At 66.2% G+C, this 16,691-nt stretch carries 14 protein-coding genes, 7 tRNA genes and 1 pseudogene; 16 read left to right on the forward strand and 6 right to left on the reverse strand.

All coding sequences use genetic code 11. From position 1 onward, the window contains the following. Positions 1-26 precede the first annotated feature (26 nt). Complete coding sequence (locus QM732_RS24365; protein WP_415658677.1) at positions 27-1,901, reverse strand: phosphoenolpyruvate carboxykinase (GTP); 1,875 nt, start codon at positions 1,899-1,901, stop codon at positions 27-29. A gap of 587 nt (positions 1,902-2,488) precedes the next feature. Continuing rightward, complete coding sequence (locus QM732_RS24370) at positions 2,489-2,854, reverse strand: hypothetical protein (RefSeq protein ID WP_415658678.1); 366 nt, start codon at positions 2,852-2,854, stop codon at positions 2,489-2,491. A 575-nt stretch (positions 2,855-3,429) separates the two neighbouring features. On the opposite strand from QM732_RS24370, the gene QM732_RS24375 reads away from it, so the two are divergent. The 14 genes and pseudogenes from QM732_RS24375 to QM732_RS24440 all read left to right on the forward strand — a co-directional run bounded on the left by QM732_RS24375 (position 3,430) and on the right by QM732_RS24440 (position 10,644). Beyond that, positions 3,430-3,506, forward strand: a tRNA-Arg gene (locus tag QM732_RS24375). A gap of 27 nt (positions 3,507-3,533) precedes the next feature. Then, a tRNA-Tyr gene (locus tag QM732_RS24380) sits at positions 3,534-3,618 on the forward strand. Positions 3,619-3,628: 10 nt separating this feature from the next. Beyond that, positions 3,629-3,703, forward strand: a tRNA-Glu gene (locus QM732_RS24385). Positions 3,704-3,814: 111 nt separating this feature from the next. Continuing rightward, a tRNA-Pro gene (locus QM732_RS24390) sits at positions 3,815-3,891 on the forward strand. Positions 3,892-3,902: 11 nt separating this feature from the next. Beyond that, positions 3,903-3,978 (forward strand) — tRNA-Asp (locus QM732_RS24395). A 24-nt stretch (positions 3,979-4,002) separates the two neighbouring features. Next, positions 4,003-4,080, forward strand: a tRNA-His gene (locus tag QM732_RS24400). Between the two features lie 12 nt (positions 4,081-4,092). Continuing rightward, positions 4,093-4,177 (forward strand) — tRNA-Leu (locus QM732_RS24405). Positions 4,178-4,233: 56 nt separating this feature from the next. Beyond that, on the forward strand, positions 4,234-4,410 hold the full coding sequence (locus QM732_RS24410; RefSeq protein WP_327573675.1) for a YecA family protein: 177 nt from the start codon (positions 4,234-4,236) through the stop codon (positions 4,408-4,410). Positions 4,411-4,859: 449 nt separating this feature from the next. Then, positions 4,860-6,077 (forward strand): RtcB family protein, encoded by a 1,218-nt coding sequence (locus QM732_RS24415; RefSeq protein ID WP_415658679.1) that lies wholly within the window; start codon positions 4,860-4,862, stop codon positions 6,075-6,077. Positions 6,078-6,134: 57 nt separating this feature from the next. After that, positions 6,135-6,950, forward strand: a complete 816-nt coding sequence (locus tag QM732_RS24420; RefSeq protein WP_415658680.1) for a nucleotidyltransferase domain-containing protein — start codon at positions 6,135-6,137, stop codon at positions 6,948-6,950. A gap of 20 nt (positions 6,951-6,970) precedes the next feature. After that, positions 6,971-7,648: pseudogene (gene rtcA, locus QM732_RS24425) on the forward strand (RNA 3'-terminal phosphate cyclase); the annotation flags it as partial. A gap of 155 nt (positions 7,649-7,803) precedes the next feature. Further along, complete coding sequence (gene istA, locus QM732_RS24430) at positions 7,804-9,417, forward strand: IS21 family transposase (RefSeq protein WP_415656085.1); 1,614 nt, start codon at positions 7,804-7,806, stop codon at positions 9,415-9,417. Beyond that, positions 9,414-10,178, forward strand: a complete 765-nt coding sequence (istB, locus tag QM732_RS24435; RefSeq protein ID WP_415656086.1) for an IS21-like element helper ATPase IstB — start codon at positions 9,414-9,416, stop codon at positions 10,176-10,178. The genes istA and istB overlap by 4 nt, the downstream gene beginning before the upstream one ends. Before the next feature lie 28 nt (positions 10,179-10,206). Next, on the forward strand, positions 10,207-10,644 hold the full coding sequence (locus QM732_RS24440) for an RNA 3'-terminal phosphate cyclase (protein ID WP_415658681.1): 438 nt from the start codon (positions 10,207-10,209) through the stop codon (positions 10,642-10,644). Between the two features lie 60 nt (positions 10,645-10,704). On the opposite strand, the gene QM732_RS24445 is transcribed toward QM732_RS24440, so the two are convergent. From QM732_RS24445 to QM732_RS24460, 4 genes are all read right to left on the reverse strand, one after another. Next, on the reverse strand, positions 10,705-11,610 hold the full coding sequence (locus tag QM732_RS24445) for an AraC family transcriptional regulator (RefSeq protein ID WP_415658682.1): 906 nt from the start codon (positions 11,608-11,610) through the stop codon (positions 10,705-10,707). A gap of 50 nt (positions 11,611-11,660) precedes the next feature. Then, positions 11,661-12,410 (reverse strand): SDR family oxidoreductase, encoded by a 750-nt coding sequence (locus tag QM732_RS24450; protein ID WP_415658683.1) that lies wholly within the window; start codon positions 12,408-12,410, stop codon positions 11,661-11,663. Positions 12,411-12,530: 120 nt separating this feature from the next. Then, the gene (locus tag QM732_RS24455; protein ID WP_415658684.1) at positions 12,531-13,649 is read right to left on the reverse strand and encodes a YbdK family carboxylate-amine ligase; all 1,119 of its coding nucleotides are present in this window, start codon (positions 13,647-13,649) and stop codon (positions 12,531-12,533) included. After that, on the reverse strand, positions 13,646-14,893 hold the full coding sequence (locus QM732_RS24460; RefSeq protein ID WP_415658685.1) for a cation:proton antiporter: 1,248 nt from the start codon (positions 14,891-14,893) through the stop codon (positions 13,646-13,648). The genes QM732_RS24455 and QM732_RS24460 overlap by 4 nt, the downstream gene beginning before the upstream one ends. A gap of 94 nt (positions 14,894-14,987) precedes the next feature. Between QM732_RS24460 and QM732_RS24465 the strand changes: the two genes are divergently transcribed. Both QM732_RS24465 and QM732_RS24470 read left to right on the forward strand, forming a co-directional pair. Beyond that, entirely contained in the window at positions 14,988-15,557 is a 570-nt protein-coding gene (locus QM732_RS24465; RefSeq protein ID WP_415658686.1) for an MOSC domain-containing protein, read from the forward strand. Further along, positions 15,554-16,687, forward strand: coding sequence for a hypothetical protein (locus QM732_RS24470; RefSeq protein WP_415658687.1), 1,134 nt, complete (start codon positions 15,554-15,556; stop codon positions 16,685-16,687). The genes QM732_RS24465 and QM732_RS24470 overlap by 4 nt, the downstream gene beginning before the upstream one ends. The last annotated feature ends 4 nt before the right edge of the window (positions 16,688-16,691 follow it).

A 16,691-nucleotide genomic window follows, 5' to 3' on the forward strand; every position in this document is an offset into this window, starting at 1 on the left:
TGTCACCGGACGGGTGAAACGATCGTTCAGCGGTCCTCGCGGGCGAGGCGCTCCTCGATGCGGGCCTTGACGGCCGGCAGCGCGGCGGGCAGGTGGTACGCGAGCTGGGCGAACAGCTCGTCGTGCAGCTTCATCTCGGCCTGCCATTCGGCGGCATCGATGCGGGTGACGGTATCGAACTGCTGCCGGGAAAAGTCCAGGCCGTCCCAGTTCAGGTCGCCATAGCCTGGCGTGACGCCGAAGACATGCTCCTCGCCGCCGCCCTGGCCTTCCAGGCGATCCAGCATCCACTTCAGCACGCGCATGTTCTCACCGTAGCCGGGCCAGACGAACTTGCCGTCCGCGCCCTTGCGGAACCAGTTGACGCAGTAGATCGCGGGCAGCCTGGCGCCCGCGGCCTGGAGCTTCGCACCCAGATCCAACCAGTGCTGGAAGTAGTCGGCCATGTTGTAGCCCATGAAGGGCAGCATCGCGAACGGGTCCCGGCGTACAACGCCTTGCTGGCCGGCAGCCGCGGCCGTGGTCTCGGAACCCATGGTCGCGGCCATGTAGACGCCTTCGGTCCAGTCGCGCGCCTCGGTCACCAGCGGTACGGTCGTGGAGCGGCGGCCGCCGAAGATGAAGGCGTCGATGGCCACGCCGGCGGGGTTGTCCCAGTTGGCGTCCAGCGCCGGGTTGTTGGTCGCAGCGACAGTGAAGCGTGCGTTGGGGTGGGCGGCCTTGGCACCAGTCTCTCGAGCGATGGCGGGCGTCCAGTCCTTGCCCTGCCAGTCGATGCAGTGGGCCGGTGGCGCGTCCGTCATGCCTTCCCACCAAACGTCGCCGTCGTCCGTCAGCGCCACATTCGTGAAGATCACGTCGCGCGCCAGGCTGTCCATGCAGTTGGGGTTGGTGTGCGAGTTCGTGCCCGGGGCCACGCCGAAGTAACCCGCCTCGGGATTGATCGCGTACAGGCGGCCATCGGCGCCGGGCTTGATCCAGGCGATGTCATCGCCGATGGTGGTGATCTTCCAGCCGGCGAAGGCCTTGGGTGGGATCAGCATCGCGAAGTTGGTCTTGCCACAGGCGCTGGGGAAGGCGGCAGCGACGTGCATCTTCTTGCCGGTGGGGCTTTCGACGCCCAGTACCAGCATGTGCTCGGCCAGCCAGCCCTGGTCGCGGCCCATGGTGGAGGCGATGCGCAGCGCGAAGCACTTCTTGCCCAGCAAAGCGTTGCCGCCGTAGCCCGAGCCATAGCTCCAGATCTCGCGCGTTTCAGGGAAGTGGACGATGTACTTGGTCTTGTTGCAGGGCCAGGACACGTCGGCCTGGCCGGGTTGCAGCGGTGCACCCACGGTGTGCACGCAGGGCACGAAGTCGCCGTCGCCGCCCAGCAGTTCGATGACGGCGCGGCCCATGCGCGTCATGGTGCGCATGTTGACGGCGACGTAGGGGCTGTCGCTGAGCTCCACGCCGATATGGGCGATGGGGCTGCCAAGCGGCCCCATGGAGAACGGCACGACGTACAGCGTGCGACCGCGCATGCAGCCCTTGAACAGTGCCTGCTCGCCGGTCTGCAGCAGCGCGCGCATCTCGGACGGGACCATCCAGTTGTTGGTAGGGCCGGCGTCTTCCTTCTTTTCGGAGCAGATGAAGGTGCGGTCTTCGACGCGGGCCACGTCGCTGGGGTCCGAGTTGGCCAGGTAGCTGCCAGGGCGCAGGACGGGGTTGAGCTTCTTGAAGGTGCCTGCCGCGACGAGTTGGTCGCACAGGCGCTGGTATTCCTCGTCGCTGCCGTCGCACCAGTAGACGTCGGCTGCCTCGGTCAGCGCAGCGATCTCGGCGACCCAGGCGATCAGCCGGGCGTGTTTTACATAGGTGGGCAGATTCAGGCGCAAGCCCTGCATCAGCGGTTGGTTCATGGTTGAGGCTCCGATCATGGTGATGTGTTTGGGTCAGCCGTTCGGAGCTGGCCCAAGCACACCGGGCCTTGGGCGCGGATTGTCGAATCCAATGTAATCACGCCGTAACCGACGAGACTGGTGAGGTCATGCAAAACATGAATAACACCATGCTGGGGCGTCCTTCTGGCTCACGTGCCTTGCGAAGTGGTGCTGGGGTTTACGCGAAGGTTGCCTGTAATCCAACGCAACTTGTGGCGGCGGCTCGCGCGCCAACGTTGAGGCAGCGCGCTGCGGTCTTCTCTCCACGCGAGCCTGTTGCCGCCCCGATCCTCGTCCCAAGATGTAGCAGCGCGCTCCTTTCGGGATCCGTTGGGGTCGGGTGGCGCTACCGGTAGACCGGCACGGATACTGTGCACAAGCACAGCATTCCCGGCGATGTTGCTTCCGACGCATGCGGTCGTCCGTTCGTTGGGGCGATCCCTCTCGGCGGCTGCTGCGCGATGGCGCATGGGGATGGCGCCGTTGTCACATCGCCCGCTATGAACGGTGGTCGTGGCAGCCGTGCGGCATCCGATGCCAGCCGCCGCGAACTGCTCGCCGCGCTACTACGCCGTGAACGACCTCAGGAACTGCTTGAGCCGCTTGCGGCCGTCACTGTTCGTACTTCGGTAGGTCTTCAGGGCCTGCGCCAAGAACTGCTGCTCGCCGGGTGATAGACCCGCCGGCTCGCGCTCTTCATCGAGCCAGCCGGCTTCCTTGCCGCAATGCTTCTCGATCTGCCGGGCCAGCTTGTTGCCGATGGGCCTGGCCCCGCTCTTGGCCATCGACCACGTGGCCCCGCTCACCTCGATCCGTGCGGCCCAGGCGGCCTCCAGCCCCTTGGGCGGGTCGCCCGCCGCAATGCGCTCTTCGGCGAACGCCTGGAAGAGCGAGAGGGCGTTGAGTCGGCGAAAGGTCGAGATGCTGGACACGGCGGGTGTTGTTAAAACACTTCACACTCATTCTAGGTGGTCGCGCCGGGTTGACTGGTTCGTGAACACTCTTCACAATTCGCACATTCGTTGATTCAACCCCAACCACCTCGGTCTCGTCATGTCCTGCTCAGCTATCGCCACTAACGCCAAGCGCCCCTTCTCGGGCGAGATGGCCTTGCGTGCCGCTGCGGGTCGCCATGAGAGCGCGCTGGCTCCGAGCCGGCCGCGCCATGACCGATACGAGGGTGATGCAACACCACCGGGGAAAGTTCCAGCCCGCTGAAGCTTTCAACCTCCAGGGATCTTGCGATCCCCTGAAGCCCGGTCTCCCGCAGGAACCGGGCTTTTTGCTTGGCTCCTGCTGTTCAGGTCGATTCACCAAGCCGGGCGCCGACGGGCGCTGTCGAGGGGAGAGTCGCACCGGATGCCATCTCGGGTGTGCCCGTGCACAAGCACTGGTCTGCCTGGTGTGCATGTGTGCCCCAGCACGTTCTGCAGACGGAGCCGGCATGCAGCGGTTCAGCCGAGATCGCCTCGCATGGATCGCGTGCGGACACAGCCGAGATGACATCGCCTCGTTAGCTCAGTGGAGAAGAGCGCCGGCCTACGAAGCCGGAGGTCGGAGGTTCGACCCCTTCACGAGGCGCCAGGAACAGCGGAGATCGTTCCGCATCACGGACGCTTGGCAGAGTTGGTCGATTGCACCTGGCTGTAAACCAGGTCCTTATGGCACGGTGGTTCGAATCCATCAGCGTCCACCACATCAACAACGTCCCGTTGGACTTCCGGTGAGGTCCTCGGACCTTCAAGCCGAAGAGGCGGGTTCGACTCCCGCACGGGATGCCAGTACCAGAAGCCTGTCGTCGAGCTCACGCTTCGACAGGCGCAAACCGGCCGCAACGATTGGGCGGCGTCGGAACCCGTCACCGACAACCATTCAGAGCATTGAAGGATGACCCGTGTGTGGCGCAATCAGGGAGCGCTGCTGCTTTGGGAGCAGAGGGTTGCAGGTTCGAGCCCTGCCGCACGGACCAGTAGTGAAGTAGCCGCCATAGCTCAGTTGGAAGAGTGCCGGTCTGTCGAACCGGAGGCCGCGGGATCGAAGCCCGCTGGCGGCGCCAGTTTGAAGATGACGTGTGTTTGGGGTTGACCGTCGCCTAGTGGCCTAAGGCTCAAGGTCGTGACCCTTGCATCACCGGTTCGAATCCGGTCGGTCAACCCCAAGCGCATCCGCACCCCTCGTGGCGGAAATGGCAGACGCAACGGTCTCAGAAGCCGTGGCCGCAAGGCATGCCCGTTCGACCCGGGCCGAGGGGACCAACACAGTCAGGAGAACACCATGAAGAAGATCCAGAACGACCACAGCTTTCGAGGTCATGAGCAAACGCCGCAAGGGTTTCCCGTCTGAAACGCAGGTCAAGCGCGGTGACCGCATCGTGGGCGGCCACAAGGAGCTGCTCGAGAAGCTCGGTCGCAATGACCCCTGCCCCTGCGGCTCAGGGAGGACGTTTCAAGCGCTGCTGCCTGAGCGGCGGCTACTTTTGACGGCGTGAACCGGCATCACTACCAGCGATGACCATGTCCCGTTCTGCATCCCAGGTGGGGCGTGGCTCAACTGGAAGAGCCGTGGACTTCGACGCTCGTGGTCGCGGATTCGAGTCGCCAGTCCCAGATCATGGGTACGGTAGCTCGGTGGCAGAGCTTGACGTGTCACCACCCCTTGTCGCGACAGGGCATCACCTTTGACTTCGGGCGCGCTGGCACAGAAGGGAGCGCCACTGCCAAAAATGAATGACATGCCGGCAGCCTGGGTAGCGCCAGGTGCGGCAGGCAAGTTGGTCGGCGAGCACGGTTGAGGATGCAGGTGCCGGCTCCGATGACGGGTCGTCACTGGCGCGCGTTTCCAATCGCCGACGAGGCCACTGGCCTAGAAACCGTGGTTGCTGCATTGATGTGGGTTCGAATCCCGTCGCGTCCACCAAGAATTCCTGAAGAGAACACCATGAACTATCAACTAGAACGACCCGAAGGCGGCGTGCCCATCAAGATGTGGACGCAAGGCGTTCCCGTGGAACCCGAGGCCAAGCAGCAGCTCGCCAACGCCGCCAAGCTGCCGATCGTCTTCAAGCACATCGCGGCCATGCCGGACGTGCACCTGGGCATCGGCGCGACCGTCGGCTCGGTGATCCCGACGCTGAAGGCCATCATCCCGGCTGCTGTGGGTGTGGACATCGGCTGCGGCATGATGGCCGCGAAGACCACGCTGCGCGCCGAGGACCTGCCCGACAACCTCGGCCCGCTGCGCTCGGCCATCGAGAAGGCCGTGCCGCACGGCTCGGCGCCCAAGCACCGCGGCCGTGACCCCGGCAGCTGGGAGAACCCGCCGGAGACTGTGGACCAGGTCTGGGCCACGCTGGTGGACGAGTTCGATGCGCTGTGCGAGCTGCACCCGCGCCTGAAGAACACGAACAACCGCAAGCATCTGGGAACGCTGGGTACCGGCAACCACTTCATCGAGGTCTGCCTCGATGAGGTCGGCTTGGTCTGGTTCATGCTGCACTCGGGGTCGCGCGGCGTGGGCAATGCCATCGGCACGCACTTCATCGAGCTGGCCAAGAAGGATGCGGAGCGCAACCAGCGCAACCTGCCCGACAAGGACCTGGCCTACTTCGAGGAAGGCGCCCAGTACTTCGGCGACTACGTGCGCGGCGTGTCCTGGGCTCAGAAGTTCGCCATGAAGAACCGCGAGGTGATGATGGCCAACCTGATCGCAACGGTGCGCTCGGTCATCACGAAGCCCTTCGAGGCGCATGTGGAAGCGGTGAACTGCCACCACAACTACGTGCAGCAGGAACGCCACTTCGGTGAGGACGTGTTCGTGACCCGCAAGGGCGCCGTCAGCGCCAAGCGCGGCGAGATGGGCATCATCCCAGGCAGCATGGGTGCACGCAGCTACATCGTTCGCGGCCTAGGCAACCCGGAGAGCTTCGAGAGCTGCAGCCACGGCGCGGGCCGCGTCATGAGCCGCACCAAGGCCAAGAAGATGTTCACCATCGAGGATCAGGTCAAGGCCACCGAAGGCGTCGAGTGCCGCAAGGACGTCGGCGTCATCGACGAGATCCCGATGGCCTACAAGGATATTGACGCCGTCATGGCCGCGCAGAGCGATCTGGTGGAAGTGGTGCACACGCTCAAGCAAGTGGTGTGCGTGAAGGGATGAGCAGGTGAGAGCTTTCTGCTCTTACCCACTCAGCCGAAACCAATGAGGAGGGAGGGCATGAAAAGGGAATCCGTGCTGAGCGCCCATCCGGTATCGGATGAGATGCGCGCTACCGTGCTGCAGAACCTGGCGGCGCTGGAGCAACAGCACCAGGTGAAGGTGCTGTTCGCCTGCGAATCCGGCAGCCGCGGCTGGGGCTTCGCGTCGCCTGACAGCGACTACGACGTGCGGTTCATCTATGTGAACCGCCTGCCTTGGTACCTGACCGTGGAGCCGGGCCGGGATGTCATCGAGCAGCCGATCAGCGGCGAGCTGGACATCAACGGCTGGGACCTGCGCAAGACGCTGCAGCTGCTGAAGGAATCCAACCCGACGCTGCTGGAGTGGTTGCGCTCGCCCATCGTCTATCAGCAGGACGTCGGGTGGGTCTCGCGTCTGCGCACACTGGCCGAGGAGGGCTTCTCGCCGGTGCGGGGCTATCACCACTATGTGTCGATGGCCAAGAAGAACCTGCGGGAGCACTTGTACGGCGAAGTCGTGCGATACAAAAAGTACCTCTACGTGCTGCGCCCGCTGCTCGCGGCGCGGTGGATCCGCGAAGGGCGCGGCGTGCCGCCGATGCGCTTTGCCGAGCTCGCCACCCAGACGCTGACCGACCGCACCGTGCTCGACGAGGTCAACGCGTTGTTGGAGATCAAGATGCGTGCCGGCGAATCGGCGACGAGCCCGCGCTGGGTGGGTATCCACAGTTTCATCGAATCCGAGCTTGTTGATGCAATGAGCTTCGCACCGGACAAGGGGCCGAAGGCGGACGGACGGCTGCTGGACCGGTACCTGCATGACGCCGTTCTGCACTTCGGCGCAGAAGCCTAGAACAACAAGAGAAGAAGAACATGATCGAGATCGACGGCTCCGTCGGCGAGGGCGGAGGACAAATCCTGCGGACTTCGCTGCGGACTTCGCTGGCCCTGTCCATGTGCACGGGCCAGCCCTTCACGCTGACCAAGATCCGCGCCGGCCGCGCCAAGCCGGGCCTGATGCGCCAACACCTGACCTGCGTGACTGCGGCCGTCGAGGTGTGTGGTGCGCAAGTCGAGGGCGCCGAGCTCAGCTCGCAAGCCCTGACCTTCACGCCGGGCCCGGTACAGGCAGGTGACTACGTCTTCAACGTTGGTACCGCCGGCAGCTGCACGCTGGTGCTGCAAACTGTCTGGCCCGCGTTGATGTTGGCCGATTCAACCAGCCGGCTGAGGCTGGGTGGTGGCACGCACAACCCGATGGCGCCACCCTTCCACTTCCTGGAGCGCAGCTACGCGCCACTGCTGCGCAAGCTCGGCGCGGAGGCCGACCTTGTGCTGCGCCGGCTGGGCTTCTACCCGGCTGGCGGCGGTGAGATCGAAGCCACGATCTGGCCGGCCAGGGACAGCCTGCAACCTTTCGACTTGAATGATCGTGGGGCCAAGCTGGGGAGCTTTGCTGAGTGCTTCGCACCGGCGCTGCCGCGCTCTGTTGTTCGTCGCGAGTTGGAGCAGCTGGGTGCGAGCCTGGCCTGGACCGACAGCCAGCTGCGACCCCGGCGGCCACCCAAAGTGCCCCACTTATGGCCACTCAAACTGCTCCACCCGGCCGGGGTGAATTGACCCGCTGAGCACGGTCGGTCAGGCGCCTCAGCCCTGACGAAGGCAGGACGTAACTTCCCGCCCCTCGACAGAGGGGGATTCACGAGGTGAACGTCTTGAAGCCGCATCTACAAACCACGATCTGGACGCTCCTGCGCGCGGGCAACAGCCAGCGCGAGATCGAGCGCCGAACCGGCATCTCCCGCCACACGATCCGCGACTACGCCAAGCGCTTCGCGGCGCAAGCGGATCCGCCCCAGGAATCAAACTGCCCCGGGGTGGCCACCGGCTCTGAGGCTGGCTCACCCAGTCAAACTGCTCCACCCCGGCCACCGGCTTTGCCACAGGGCGCAACCTCGGCGGCGTCGCTGTGCGAGCCCCATCGCACCTTTGTCGAAGCGCAGCTGCGCCTAGGCCGCAACGCCGTGGCCATCTACCAGGAGTTGGTGGACGAACACGGCTTTGCCGGCCGGTACAACTCCGTCAAGCGCTTCGTCGCTCGATTGCGGGTGCACGCTCCTGAGCAGTTCGACCGACTGAGCTTCGCACCGGGCGAGGAGATGCAGGTCGACTACGGCGAGGGCGCGCCCACGCTCGTGCCGGGCACGAACCGCTACCGCAAGCCGCGGCTGTTCGTGGCGACGCTGCGCTACTCGCGGCGCAGCTATCGGCGTGTGGTGTGGGTGTCGAGCCAGCAGGTCTGGGCCGAGCTGCACGAGCAGGCCTGGCGGTACTTCGGCGGCTCATGCCGCTACGTGGTGCTGGACAACCTCAAGGAAGGCGTGATCAAGCCTGACTTGTACGAGCCCGAACTCAATGCCGTGTACGCCGCCACGCTGGCGCACTACGAGGTGGTGGCAGACCCGGCTCGGGTGCGTGACCCCAACCGCAAAGGTACCGTCGAGAACGCGATCGGTCACACCCAAGGCACGGCCTTGAAAGGCAAGCGCTTCCAGACCTTGGAGGCGCAGAACGAGTACCTGGAGCACTGGGAGACGAAGTGGGCGGCGCCACGCATCCACGGCGCGGAGCGCCGCCAGGTGCAGGCGATGTTCGAGGAGGAGCGGGCGCATCTGCAGCCGTTGCCGCCGCTCCCGATGCAGTACTTCCGCGACGAGCAGCGCACCGTCTGCGACGACGGCTGCATCCAGGTGGCCCACAGCAGCTACGCCGCGCGTCCCGCGGCCATTGGCACCAAGGTGTTGGTGCGCATCTTCGAGCGGCGCCTGGAGATCCGCGATCTCAAGACCCAGGCGCTGCTTCGCACGCACACGAAGGCCGAGCGCCCCGGCACGGTGGTGCTGCCAAACGACGAGCGGGTCTTCAATCCCTCTCGACAGACGCGTCAGATCCTCGCCCAAGCCCAGGCCATTGGCGCCGATGCCGAGCGGCTGTGCCAGCTGCTGTTCAGCATCGAGGGCCGCGTCGGCCAGCGCAAGCTGTGGGGCATCGTGCACCTGGCCGAGCGTCATCCACGGCAGCTCGTCAACGCCGCGTGCGCCCAGGCGCTGGACGACGGCGTCTACAGCTATCGCCACGTCAAGCTCGTCACAGAGCAGCGGGTGGCGCTGGCACTGAAGCGTCTGGAGCAAATGGCGCCCAACGCAGACGCCTGCGACGGACTACCCACGCAGTCGCACGCCCTCATCCGCAGTCCTCACGAGTACGGCGAGCTGTTCGCCAAATCCGCCGCCGCCAATCAAGGAGACCTCCTCGCATGAACACGCAAGACATCGAGAACACGCTGCGCAAGCTGCGCCTGTCGGGCATGGCCCAGACTCTGCAAACCCGCGTCATGCAGGCCCAGGCCGCGCAGGAGCCGTTCTTGGACACACTGACCGCACTGCTGCAGGACGAGCTGGACCGTCGCCGCAGCCGCCTCATGGCACGCCGCTTCAAGCTCTCCGGCCTGGACGAGAAGCTGTCGCTGGCGGACTTCGACTGGCGCTTCAACCCGAAGCTGCCGCGCGGCGCCTGCTTCGAGCTGCACAGCTTGAAGTTCATTGCCGAAGGCAACAACGCGCTGCTGGTCGGCAAGCCCGGCACGGGCAAGAGCCACATCGCAAAGGCGGTGGCCTACCAGGCTACCTTGCAGGGCTACGACGTTGCCTACGTCGAAGCCGACGCGGTCATGGCCCGCCACGCTCTCGCGGAGCCCGACGAACGCGCCCGGCTGCTCAAGGGCTGGGTGGCAGCGGATCTGCTGCTGTTGGACGATCTGTTCCTGGCCCGCAAGATTGGCGAGCACGCCGCGGAGCTGCTGCAGACGCTGGTCCATCAGCGCTACAAGCTGCGCCGCTCCATCGTCATCACGTCCAACCGGATCGTCCAGGACTGGGGCCGCTACCTTGGCGACGCCACCATGGCCACAACCATCCTGGACCGCCTCATGCATCGCTGCGCGATGCTCGAGTTCGAGGGCAAGAGCTACCGGCTGAAGGAGGCGTCCGCGCGCCTGGTCATGACCTCAGACCCCACATAATTCCCTCGTCCTGCCCGGAGCAGTTTGGGTGGCCACGAGTGGAGCAGTTTGGGGTGGCCATCGGGGGCTGCGAGAAGCCGCCTGTCGCCAGAACGAAGGCCCGGGCAATGCGTTGCTGGCGACCCTGGCCTACGAGAACGTCAGCGAAGTGTTCACGGCCTTCGGCGATAAGGGCGTCAGCGCGGAACAGGTGGCTCGGGAGGTGGTGCGTGAAGTCCGCGCCTTCCAGGTCAGCAGCGCAGCCCTGGGCCCTCATCTCACGGATCAGTGGGTGCTACCCCTGTCCCTGGCCGTTTGGCAGCGTCAACGCGGCGCCTGCTACACCGCCACCGAGCTGACCGATCACGCAACAACAAACTTCGAAACTATCCAGAGGTTCTTGCCGGTGCGCATCCAGACGGCGAAGGCCGGCGAAGGCTGGCGGGTCGTGGTCGCGCCGTTATTTGGTCGCCGAGGTTTGCCATGACTGCCTCGGCCGCTGCTCGCCAGCCGATGACAGCTCAGGCCTGGCTTTCGGGGATGCCAGCTAGGCTGGGTTGGATCGCAGGTATTGCCGGGGCGACTGGCCCATGTGCCGGCTGAAGGCGGTGCTGAACGCGCTCGTGGAGGCGTATCCCACGCGTTCGGCCACCTCGGTGACGGACAGGCCCTCCCGGCGCAGCAGTTCCTTGGCGATCGCCATCCGCCATGACAGCAGGTACTCCATGGGTGCGACGCCGACGGCGCGCGTGAAGCGGTCGAAGAACGCCGAGCGCGACAGCGCCGCGGCGTCGGCGAGCTGGGCGACCGTCCAGTGGTGCTCCACGCGCATGTGGATCTGCCGCAGCGCAAGGGCCAGACGTTCGTCGCCCAGCCCGCGCAGCAACCCCGGGGGCGCGCTGCCTGCCGTGGTGGACCGCATGGCTTCGACAAGCATCATGCCGACCAGTCGAGACAGCATGAACTCGTGGCCCGGCCTGGGGTCGAGGTACTCCTCGCCCACCATCTGCACCAACTGCGCCAGGCGGGTCGAGCCCCGCACATGCACGACGCCGGGCAACAACGACACGAGGAGCTCAGGGTCGGCGCCGTCGAACATGAATGCGCCACCGAGCGAGAGCATCTCGGGCTCGCCGCCCGGCATGCCGTAGCGGCGCTCGCCGTCGCCGCCGGGAACCAGCTTGGGATCGATGTGGACCGGCAGCGGCGCCGGCGTGAGACTGGAGATGGTGAACGCAGGCGTCGACGGCAGCAGTACGAAGTCACCTGCGCCCAGTGTCACCTCCTCGTGACCGTCCACGGCCAGCCGGCAATTGCCCTTGAGCATGATGCAGAAGCTGGGCTGGCCGTACTGGGCGTAGCGCACCGCGTAGTCGCCCCTGCCGCTGATAAGGTTGGCAAACACGGCCCGCGGCCGCAGGAGTTGCACGACTTCGGTCAGGGGATCACTCATCTGGCATCCGGTCGATGAAGCATGCGCAGCATGCCACCGCCGAGGACGGCTCAGGCCGCCTTGGCGTGCGCGAGGGCCACGGCATCTGCGCCGGCGGCGAAGTGCAGTCGGTCCGACTCGTCGTTCGCGGCCCGCCAGACCGTCTCTGCGACATCGCCTGCCTGAGTCACGGCGTCGGGGTTTGCGAAGGCGCTGAAGATGGGTTCGGCAAAGGACTTGTAGGCATCGGGAATCAAGCCCTGCATGCGGGCGCCGCCGTTCTCCGCGAAGCGCGTGCCCGGCCCGTAGCCGGGCTCGACCAGCTTGATGCGCACGCCGAACGCCGCCAGCTCGTGGGCAACGGAGCCGGAGAGCCCATCGATCGCCGTCTTGCTGGCCGTGTAGACGCCGGCCAGCGGGAAGGACGCGAGCGTGGTACTGGAGGTCACGTTGACGATCACGCCGGACCGGCGTTCGCGGAACTGCGGCACGATGGCCAGCATCATCGCCATGACACCGAAAGTGTTGGTCTCGAAGATCTCGCGCGCCGTGGATAGAGGCGTGGCCTCGAAGGCACCGACGACGCCGATGCCGGCGTTGTTGACCAGCACATCGATGGGGCCGGCGGCCCCGAGCGCTGCCGCGATGCTCCCGGGCTGGGTGACGTCCAGTTCGATCACGCGCATGCGATCGGATCGGGGCAGCAGGTCAACACGCGGCGTGCGCATGGTGGCGATGACGTTCCAGCCCTGGGCGTGGAAGTGGCGGGCGGTCTCCAGGCCATAGCCGGATGAGCAGCCGGTGATCAGAACGGTTTTCATGATGGGGTCCTGTGGTGGGTGGCGGTGAGAGAACGATAGCCATCACCGACAGGACTTCCAACAATCAAGAGTCCGTGTTTGTTTTCTCAACGTCCATATGCAAGCGCTGGCGCGGACCGCTCACCGTCCGTGCCAGCGCTTGGTGGCGCGCCGCACCACCTCTGGCAGCAGATGGTTCTCGTCCTCGATGCGGCGCAGCCAGGTCGCGTCGTTGCCAGCGCCATTGATTTCGCGGCGCAGGTACTGCAGCGCAGCCTCGGCGCGCAGGTCGCCGGCGTGGGTGTCGAGCTTGGAGAGCACCTGACTGAGGTCATCGCGCAGCACGCGGTGCTCGCCTGTCTCAGGATCGACGAAGGTGCCGTCCAGTCCGAAGCGGCAGGCCTGGAAACGGTTGAAGGTGTACGGTAGGTAGTCGTCTTCGCTGAGCGTGAAGGGCTTCTCCAGCGTCAGCCAGCGCCCCAGGCACTGGATGAAGCCGGCCAGCGCTGCAGCCTTCTCGATGGTCAGTGGAGTGTCCAGGACGCGGACCTCGATGGTGCCGAACTCGGGCTTGGGGCGGATGTCCCAGTAGAAGTCCTTCATGCCAGTGACGACGCCGGTGCGGGTCATCTTGTTGAAGAAGACCTCGAAGTCGTCCCAGGTCTGCACGAAAGGTGCACGGCCCGACAACGGGAAGGCGAACACCGAGTTCAGCCGCGCCGAGTCGAAGCCGGTGTCCTCGCCCTGTACAAAAGGCGAGGAGGCGGCAAGCGCGATCAGGTGCGGGATGAAGCGGCTCATGCCGTGCAGCAGCACCAGGGCCTCGTCGGCGCTCGGGCAGCCGATATGCACGTGCTGGCCGAACACGGTGAACTGCTTGGACAGATAGCCGTACAGCGACGACAGCTCGTGAAAGCGCGGCGTCTCGAAAATGCGCCGGCGCGTCCAGTGCTGGAAGGGGTGGGTGCCGCCACCGCACAGGCTCACGTCCAGTTGCTCAGCGCAGTCCACCAGCGCATCGCGGATCTGGCCCAGCTCAGACAGCACCTGGCCGTAGCCCGCGCAGACGCCTGTGGCCAGCTCGATCATGCTGCTGGTGATCTCGGGCTTCACGTCACCCGGGATGCTGCGCTTTTCCATCAGGCGCAGCAGGTCGCCCGAGACGGGTGCGAGGTCGTAGTCGTCGCTGTTGACGATCTGCAGCTCCAGCTCGACGCCCAGCGTCAGCGGTTGCGATTGGGAGAACACACCCAGGCTCATTCACGGTCCTCCTTGGGTTGACGGCGCGCTGGCGCCGGGGGCAACTCGCCGGCCAGGCGCAGGGCGAACTGGACGGCGATAGGTCCAACCAGTTCCAGCACCGCGATGGCCGCCAGGATGATGGGCACGGCGCCCGCTGCGAGTTCCGGTTCGGCACGCATCAGCTCGCTGAGCATCACCAGAGCCGTCGCCGACAGCGGAGTCATCGTGATCGACAGCGCCAGACCCTGGCGCCAGCTGGCCTTGGCCATGGGCGCGAGCAGCACGATGGCTGCCGTCTTCGCGATGAAGCGTGCCGCCATCAGTGCCAGCGCGGCGAAGCCCCCGGCGACCAGGATCTTGGGTGACCAGGCCGAGCCGACGATGACGAACAGCATCAGCACCAGCGCTCCACCCGAGGTGCCGAAGTGACGTGGCCAGACCCAGGGCCGCTCGCTGGTGTTGCGCAGCAAGAGGCCCGCCACCAGCGGCATGAGCAGCGTCGAAACGCCTATGGCGCGCGCGGCGACGATGGAGAACGCGACCAAGCCGAACAGCAGCAGCACGGCGCTCTCGTTGCGCAGGTCCAGCCGCCGCGCGACCAGGTAGACGGCGCCGGCCAGCAGCGCCGCCAGGCCCAGCGTCGTCAGCAGCGAAATGGACAGGCCCGCCAGCGCCTGGGGCAGGCTGCCGCCGTCGTCGGCCGCCCACCAAGTGCGCATCAGGGTCAACGCGACGACGGCGTATAGCGTGTTCAGCGCCGTCAGCAGCGATGCACGCTGCGTGACCTGGCCCTCGGCGCCGAGCTCCATCGCGACGCGGCCCGATACGGCGGCCGGTGCCGGCATGGCCAGGATGGCGCATGCGATGGCCGTGGGCCAGCTGAGGTCGAACAGGCGCAGCACGAATGCCACCGCGACCGCGCTGAGCAAGGCCTCGGCCAGGCTGGTCAGCGCCAGGCCCGGGTTGCGGCGCAGCCAGCGCAGGTGTACGCGGCTGCCGATCTCGAACAGCAGCAGGCCCAGCGCCAGGTCTGTGACGGTCTGGGCCGCGCCGGCCAGCGGCATGCCCACGCCATGGCCGAAGGCGGCGGCCACGCAGCCCGCCAGCGTATAGCCCACGACGCGGGGCAGCCGAGTTGTCGCGGCGATGAATTCGCCCGCCAGGGCGCCGGCCAGCAACACGCCGACGATGAACATCAGCCCGCTGGAGGGCGGAACGGCCAGCCCGGCCCAGACCCGGGCGCCGGTGTCGAGTGCAGTCATGACTCTCCCTTGAAGGTTTTGCGCGCCAGCCTAAGGGACAGGCATGGCACGCCATGTAGGCCGGGAAGCCGAAAGCCTCCTGGACAATGGCGGCATGCAGCTCCTCAGCGTCAACACCGCCCGCGTCGAACATTTCGTCGCGACCAATGGCCAGGCCCTGGACTCGGCCATCCGCAAGCGGCCGCGTCAGGGTGCGGTTGTCGTCGGTCCATTGGGCCTGGAGGGCGACGAACAGGCCGACCTTACCGTACATGGCGGGGTGGCCAAGGCAGTCTATGCCTATCCACAGGCCCATTACCCGTTCTGGCAGACGGTGCGCGGCCAGGCCAAGGTGGACGCACCGCCGCTGCAGCCGGGCGATTGCGGCGAGAACCTGACGCTCGCCGGTCTGCTGGAGGGGCAGGTCTGGATCGGCGACGTGCTGCGCTTCCCGGACTGCGAACTCATCGTCTCCGAGCCGCGCTACCCCTGCTTCAAGTTCAATGCCCACATGGGCTTCAACCAGGCGGCCAAGCTGATGGTCCAGAGCGGCTACTGCGGCTTCTACCTGGCCGTGAAGCGCGAGGGCAGCCTGGCAGCCGGCCAGGCCTTCGAGCTGCTGCCGGGGCCGCGCGAGGTCGGCATCGTGGAGCTGTTCAAGGCCAAGATGAAGAACAAGGCATGACGCGGCGACGGGAGTGGCTGGCCGCCGCGGGACTGCTGCCGTTCACGGTGCATGCCGGGCCCGTGCTGCGTGTGGGCCCCACGCGCGCGGTCCGCTCGCTGGCTGCTGCGGCTCGTCAGGCCAGGGACGGCATGCTGGTGGAGGTCGATGCCGGCGAGTACATCGCCGACGCCGCCGCCTGGCCCCAGCATGGGCTGACCCTGCGCGCCGTGGGAGGCCGGGTGACGCTGATCGCCGCCGGCGCCCATGTCCAGGGCAAGGGCTTGTTCGTGACGGCGGGCCGGCACCAGCGCATCGAGGGCTTCGACTTCATCGGCGCCGCGGTACCGCACCGCAACGGCGCCGGTATCCGCCTGGAAGCGGGCTCGCTGACGCTGGTGGACTGCAGCTTCCGCGACAACGAGAACGGTGTGCTGACGGCCAATGACGAGAGCATCGAGCTCGACATCGTCGATTGCGATTTCGGCACCATCCGGCCGGGCGACGGCAAGGCGCATAACGTCTACGTCGGCGCCATCGGGCGGCTTGCCGTCCGCGGCAGCTACTTCCACCACGGCCTCATGGGCCATCTGCTGAAGAGCCGCGCCGCCGTCAACCACATCCTCTACAACCGCCTCACTGACGAGATCGGCGGCCGCGCGAGTTACGAACTTGAGTTCCCCAACGGCGGCATGGCGGTCGTCATGGGCAATCTCATCGCGCAGAGCTCGACGACGGAGAACCCGCGTGTGATTTCTTTCGGTGCGGAGGGTGCGACTTGGGAGAAGCAGGCGCTCTACCTCGTCAACAACACGTTGGTGGACCAGTTGCCCGGCGGCGGCATATGGCTGCGGGTTACGCCGCCGCAGACCGACGTGGTGCTGGTCAACAACCTGCTCGTCGGCACGCCCAAGCTCGCGACCGAAGGGCACTGGGTGCGGCGCGCCAACTTCACGGCGGGCTGGGAGGAGTTCGTCCGCGCCTCGCGCGATGACTGGCGGCTCAAGCCCGATTCGGCACTGCGCGGCAAGGCGCAAGACGCGGGCGAGGGCGGCGGCATGAGGCTGATGCCCGTGCGGGAGTACCGCCATCCGCACACCACGGTGGCCCTAGGCGGGCCGGCGCGCAATCCCGGTGCTTTTCAGATCTGAGACA

The sequence above is a fragment of the Roseateles sp. genome (assembly GCF_047654805.1).
Classification (GTDB): Bacteria; Pseudomonadota; Gammaproteobacteria; order Burkholderiales; family Burkholderiaceae_C; genus Pelomonas.

Coding starts and splice junctions, on each gene's coding strand:
- QM732_RS24415 (WP_415658679.1), top strand. CDS start 4,860: ATGAACTATCAACTAGAACGACCCGAAGGCGGCGTGCCCATCAAGATG.
- QM732_RS24470 (WP_415658687.1), top strand. CDS start 15,554: ATGACGCGGCGACGGGAGTGGCTGGCCGCCGCGGGACTGCTGCCGTTC.
- QM732_RS24420 (WP_415658680.1), top strand. CDS start 6,135: ATGAAAAGGGAATCCGTGCTGAGCGCCCATCCGGTATCGGATGAGATG.
- QM732_RS24445 (WP_415658682.1), bottom strand. CDS start 11,610: ATGAGTGATCCCCTGACCGAAGTCGTGCAACTCCTGCGGCCGCGGGCC.
- QM732_RS24460 (WP_415658685.1), bottom strand. CDS start 14,893: ATGACTGCACTCGACACCGGCGCCCGGGTCTGGGCCGGGCTGGCCGTT.
- QM732_RS24365 (WP_415658677.1), bottom strand. CDS start 1,901: ATGAACCAACCGCTGATGCAGGGCTTGCGCCTGAATCTGCCCACCTAT.
- QM732_RS24455 (WP_415658684.1), bottom strand. CDS start 13,649: ATGAGCCTGGGTGTGTTCTCCCAATCGCAACCGCTGACGCTGGGCGTC.
- QM732_RS24465 (WP_415658686.1), top strand. CDS start 14,988: ATGCAGCTCCTCAGCGTCAACACCGCCCGCGTCGAACATTTCGTCGCG.
- QM732_RS24410 (WP_327573675.1), top strand. CDS start 4,234: ATGAGCAAACGCCGCAAGGGTTTCCCGTCTGAAACGCAGGTCAAGCGC.
- QM732_RS24450 (WP_415658683.1), bottom strand. CDS start 12,410: ATGAAAACCGTTCTGATCACCGGCTGCTCATCCGGCTATGGCCTGGAG.
- istB (WP_415656086.1), top strand. CDS start 9,414: ATGAACACGCAAGACATCGAGAACACGCTGCGCAAGCTGCGCCTGTCG.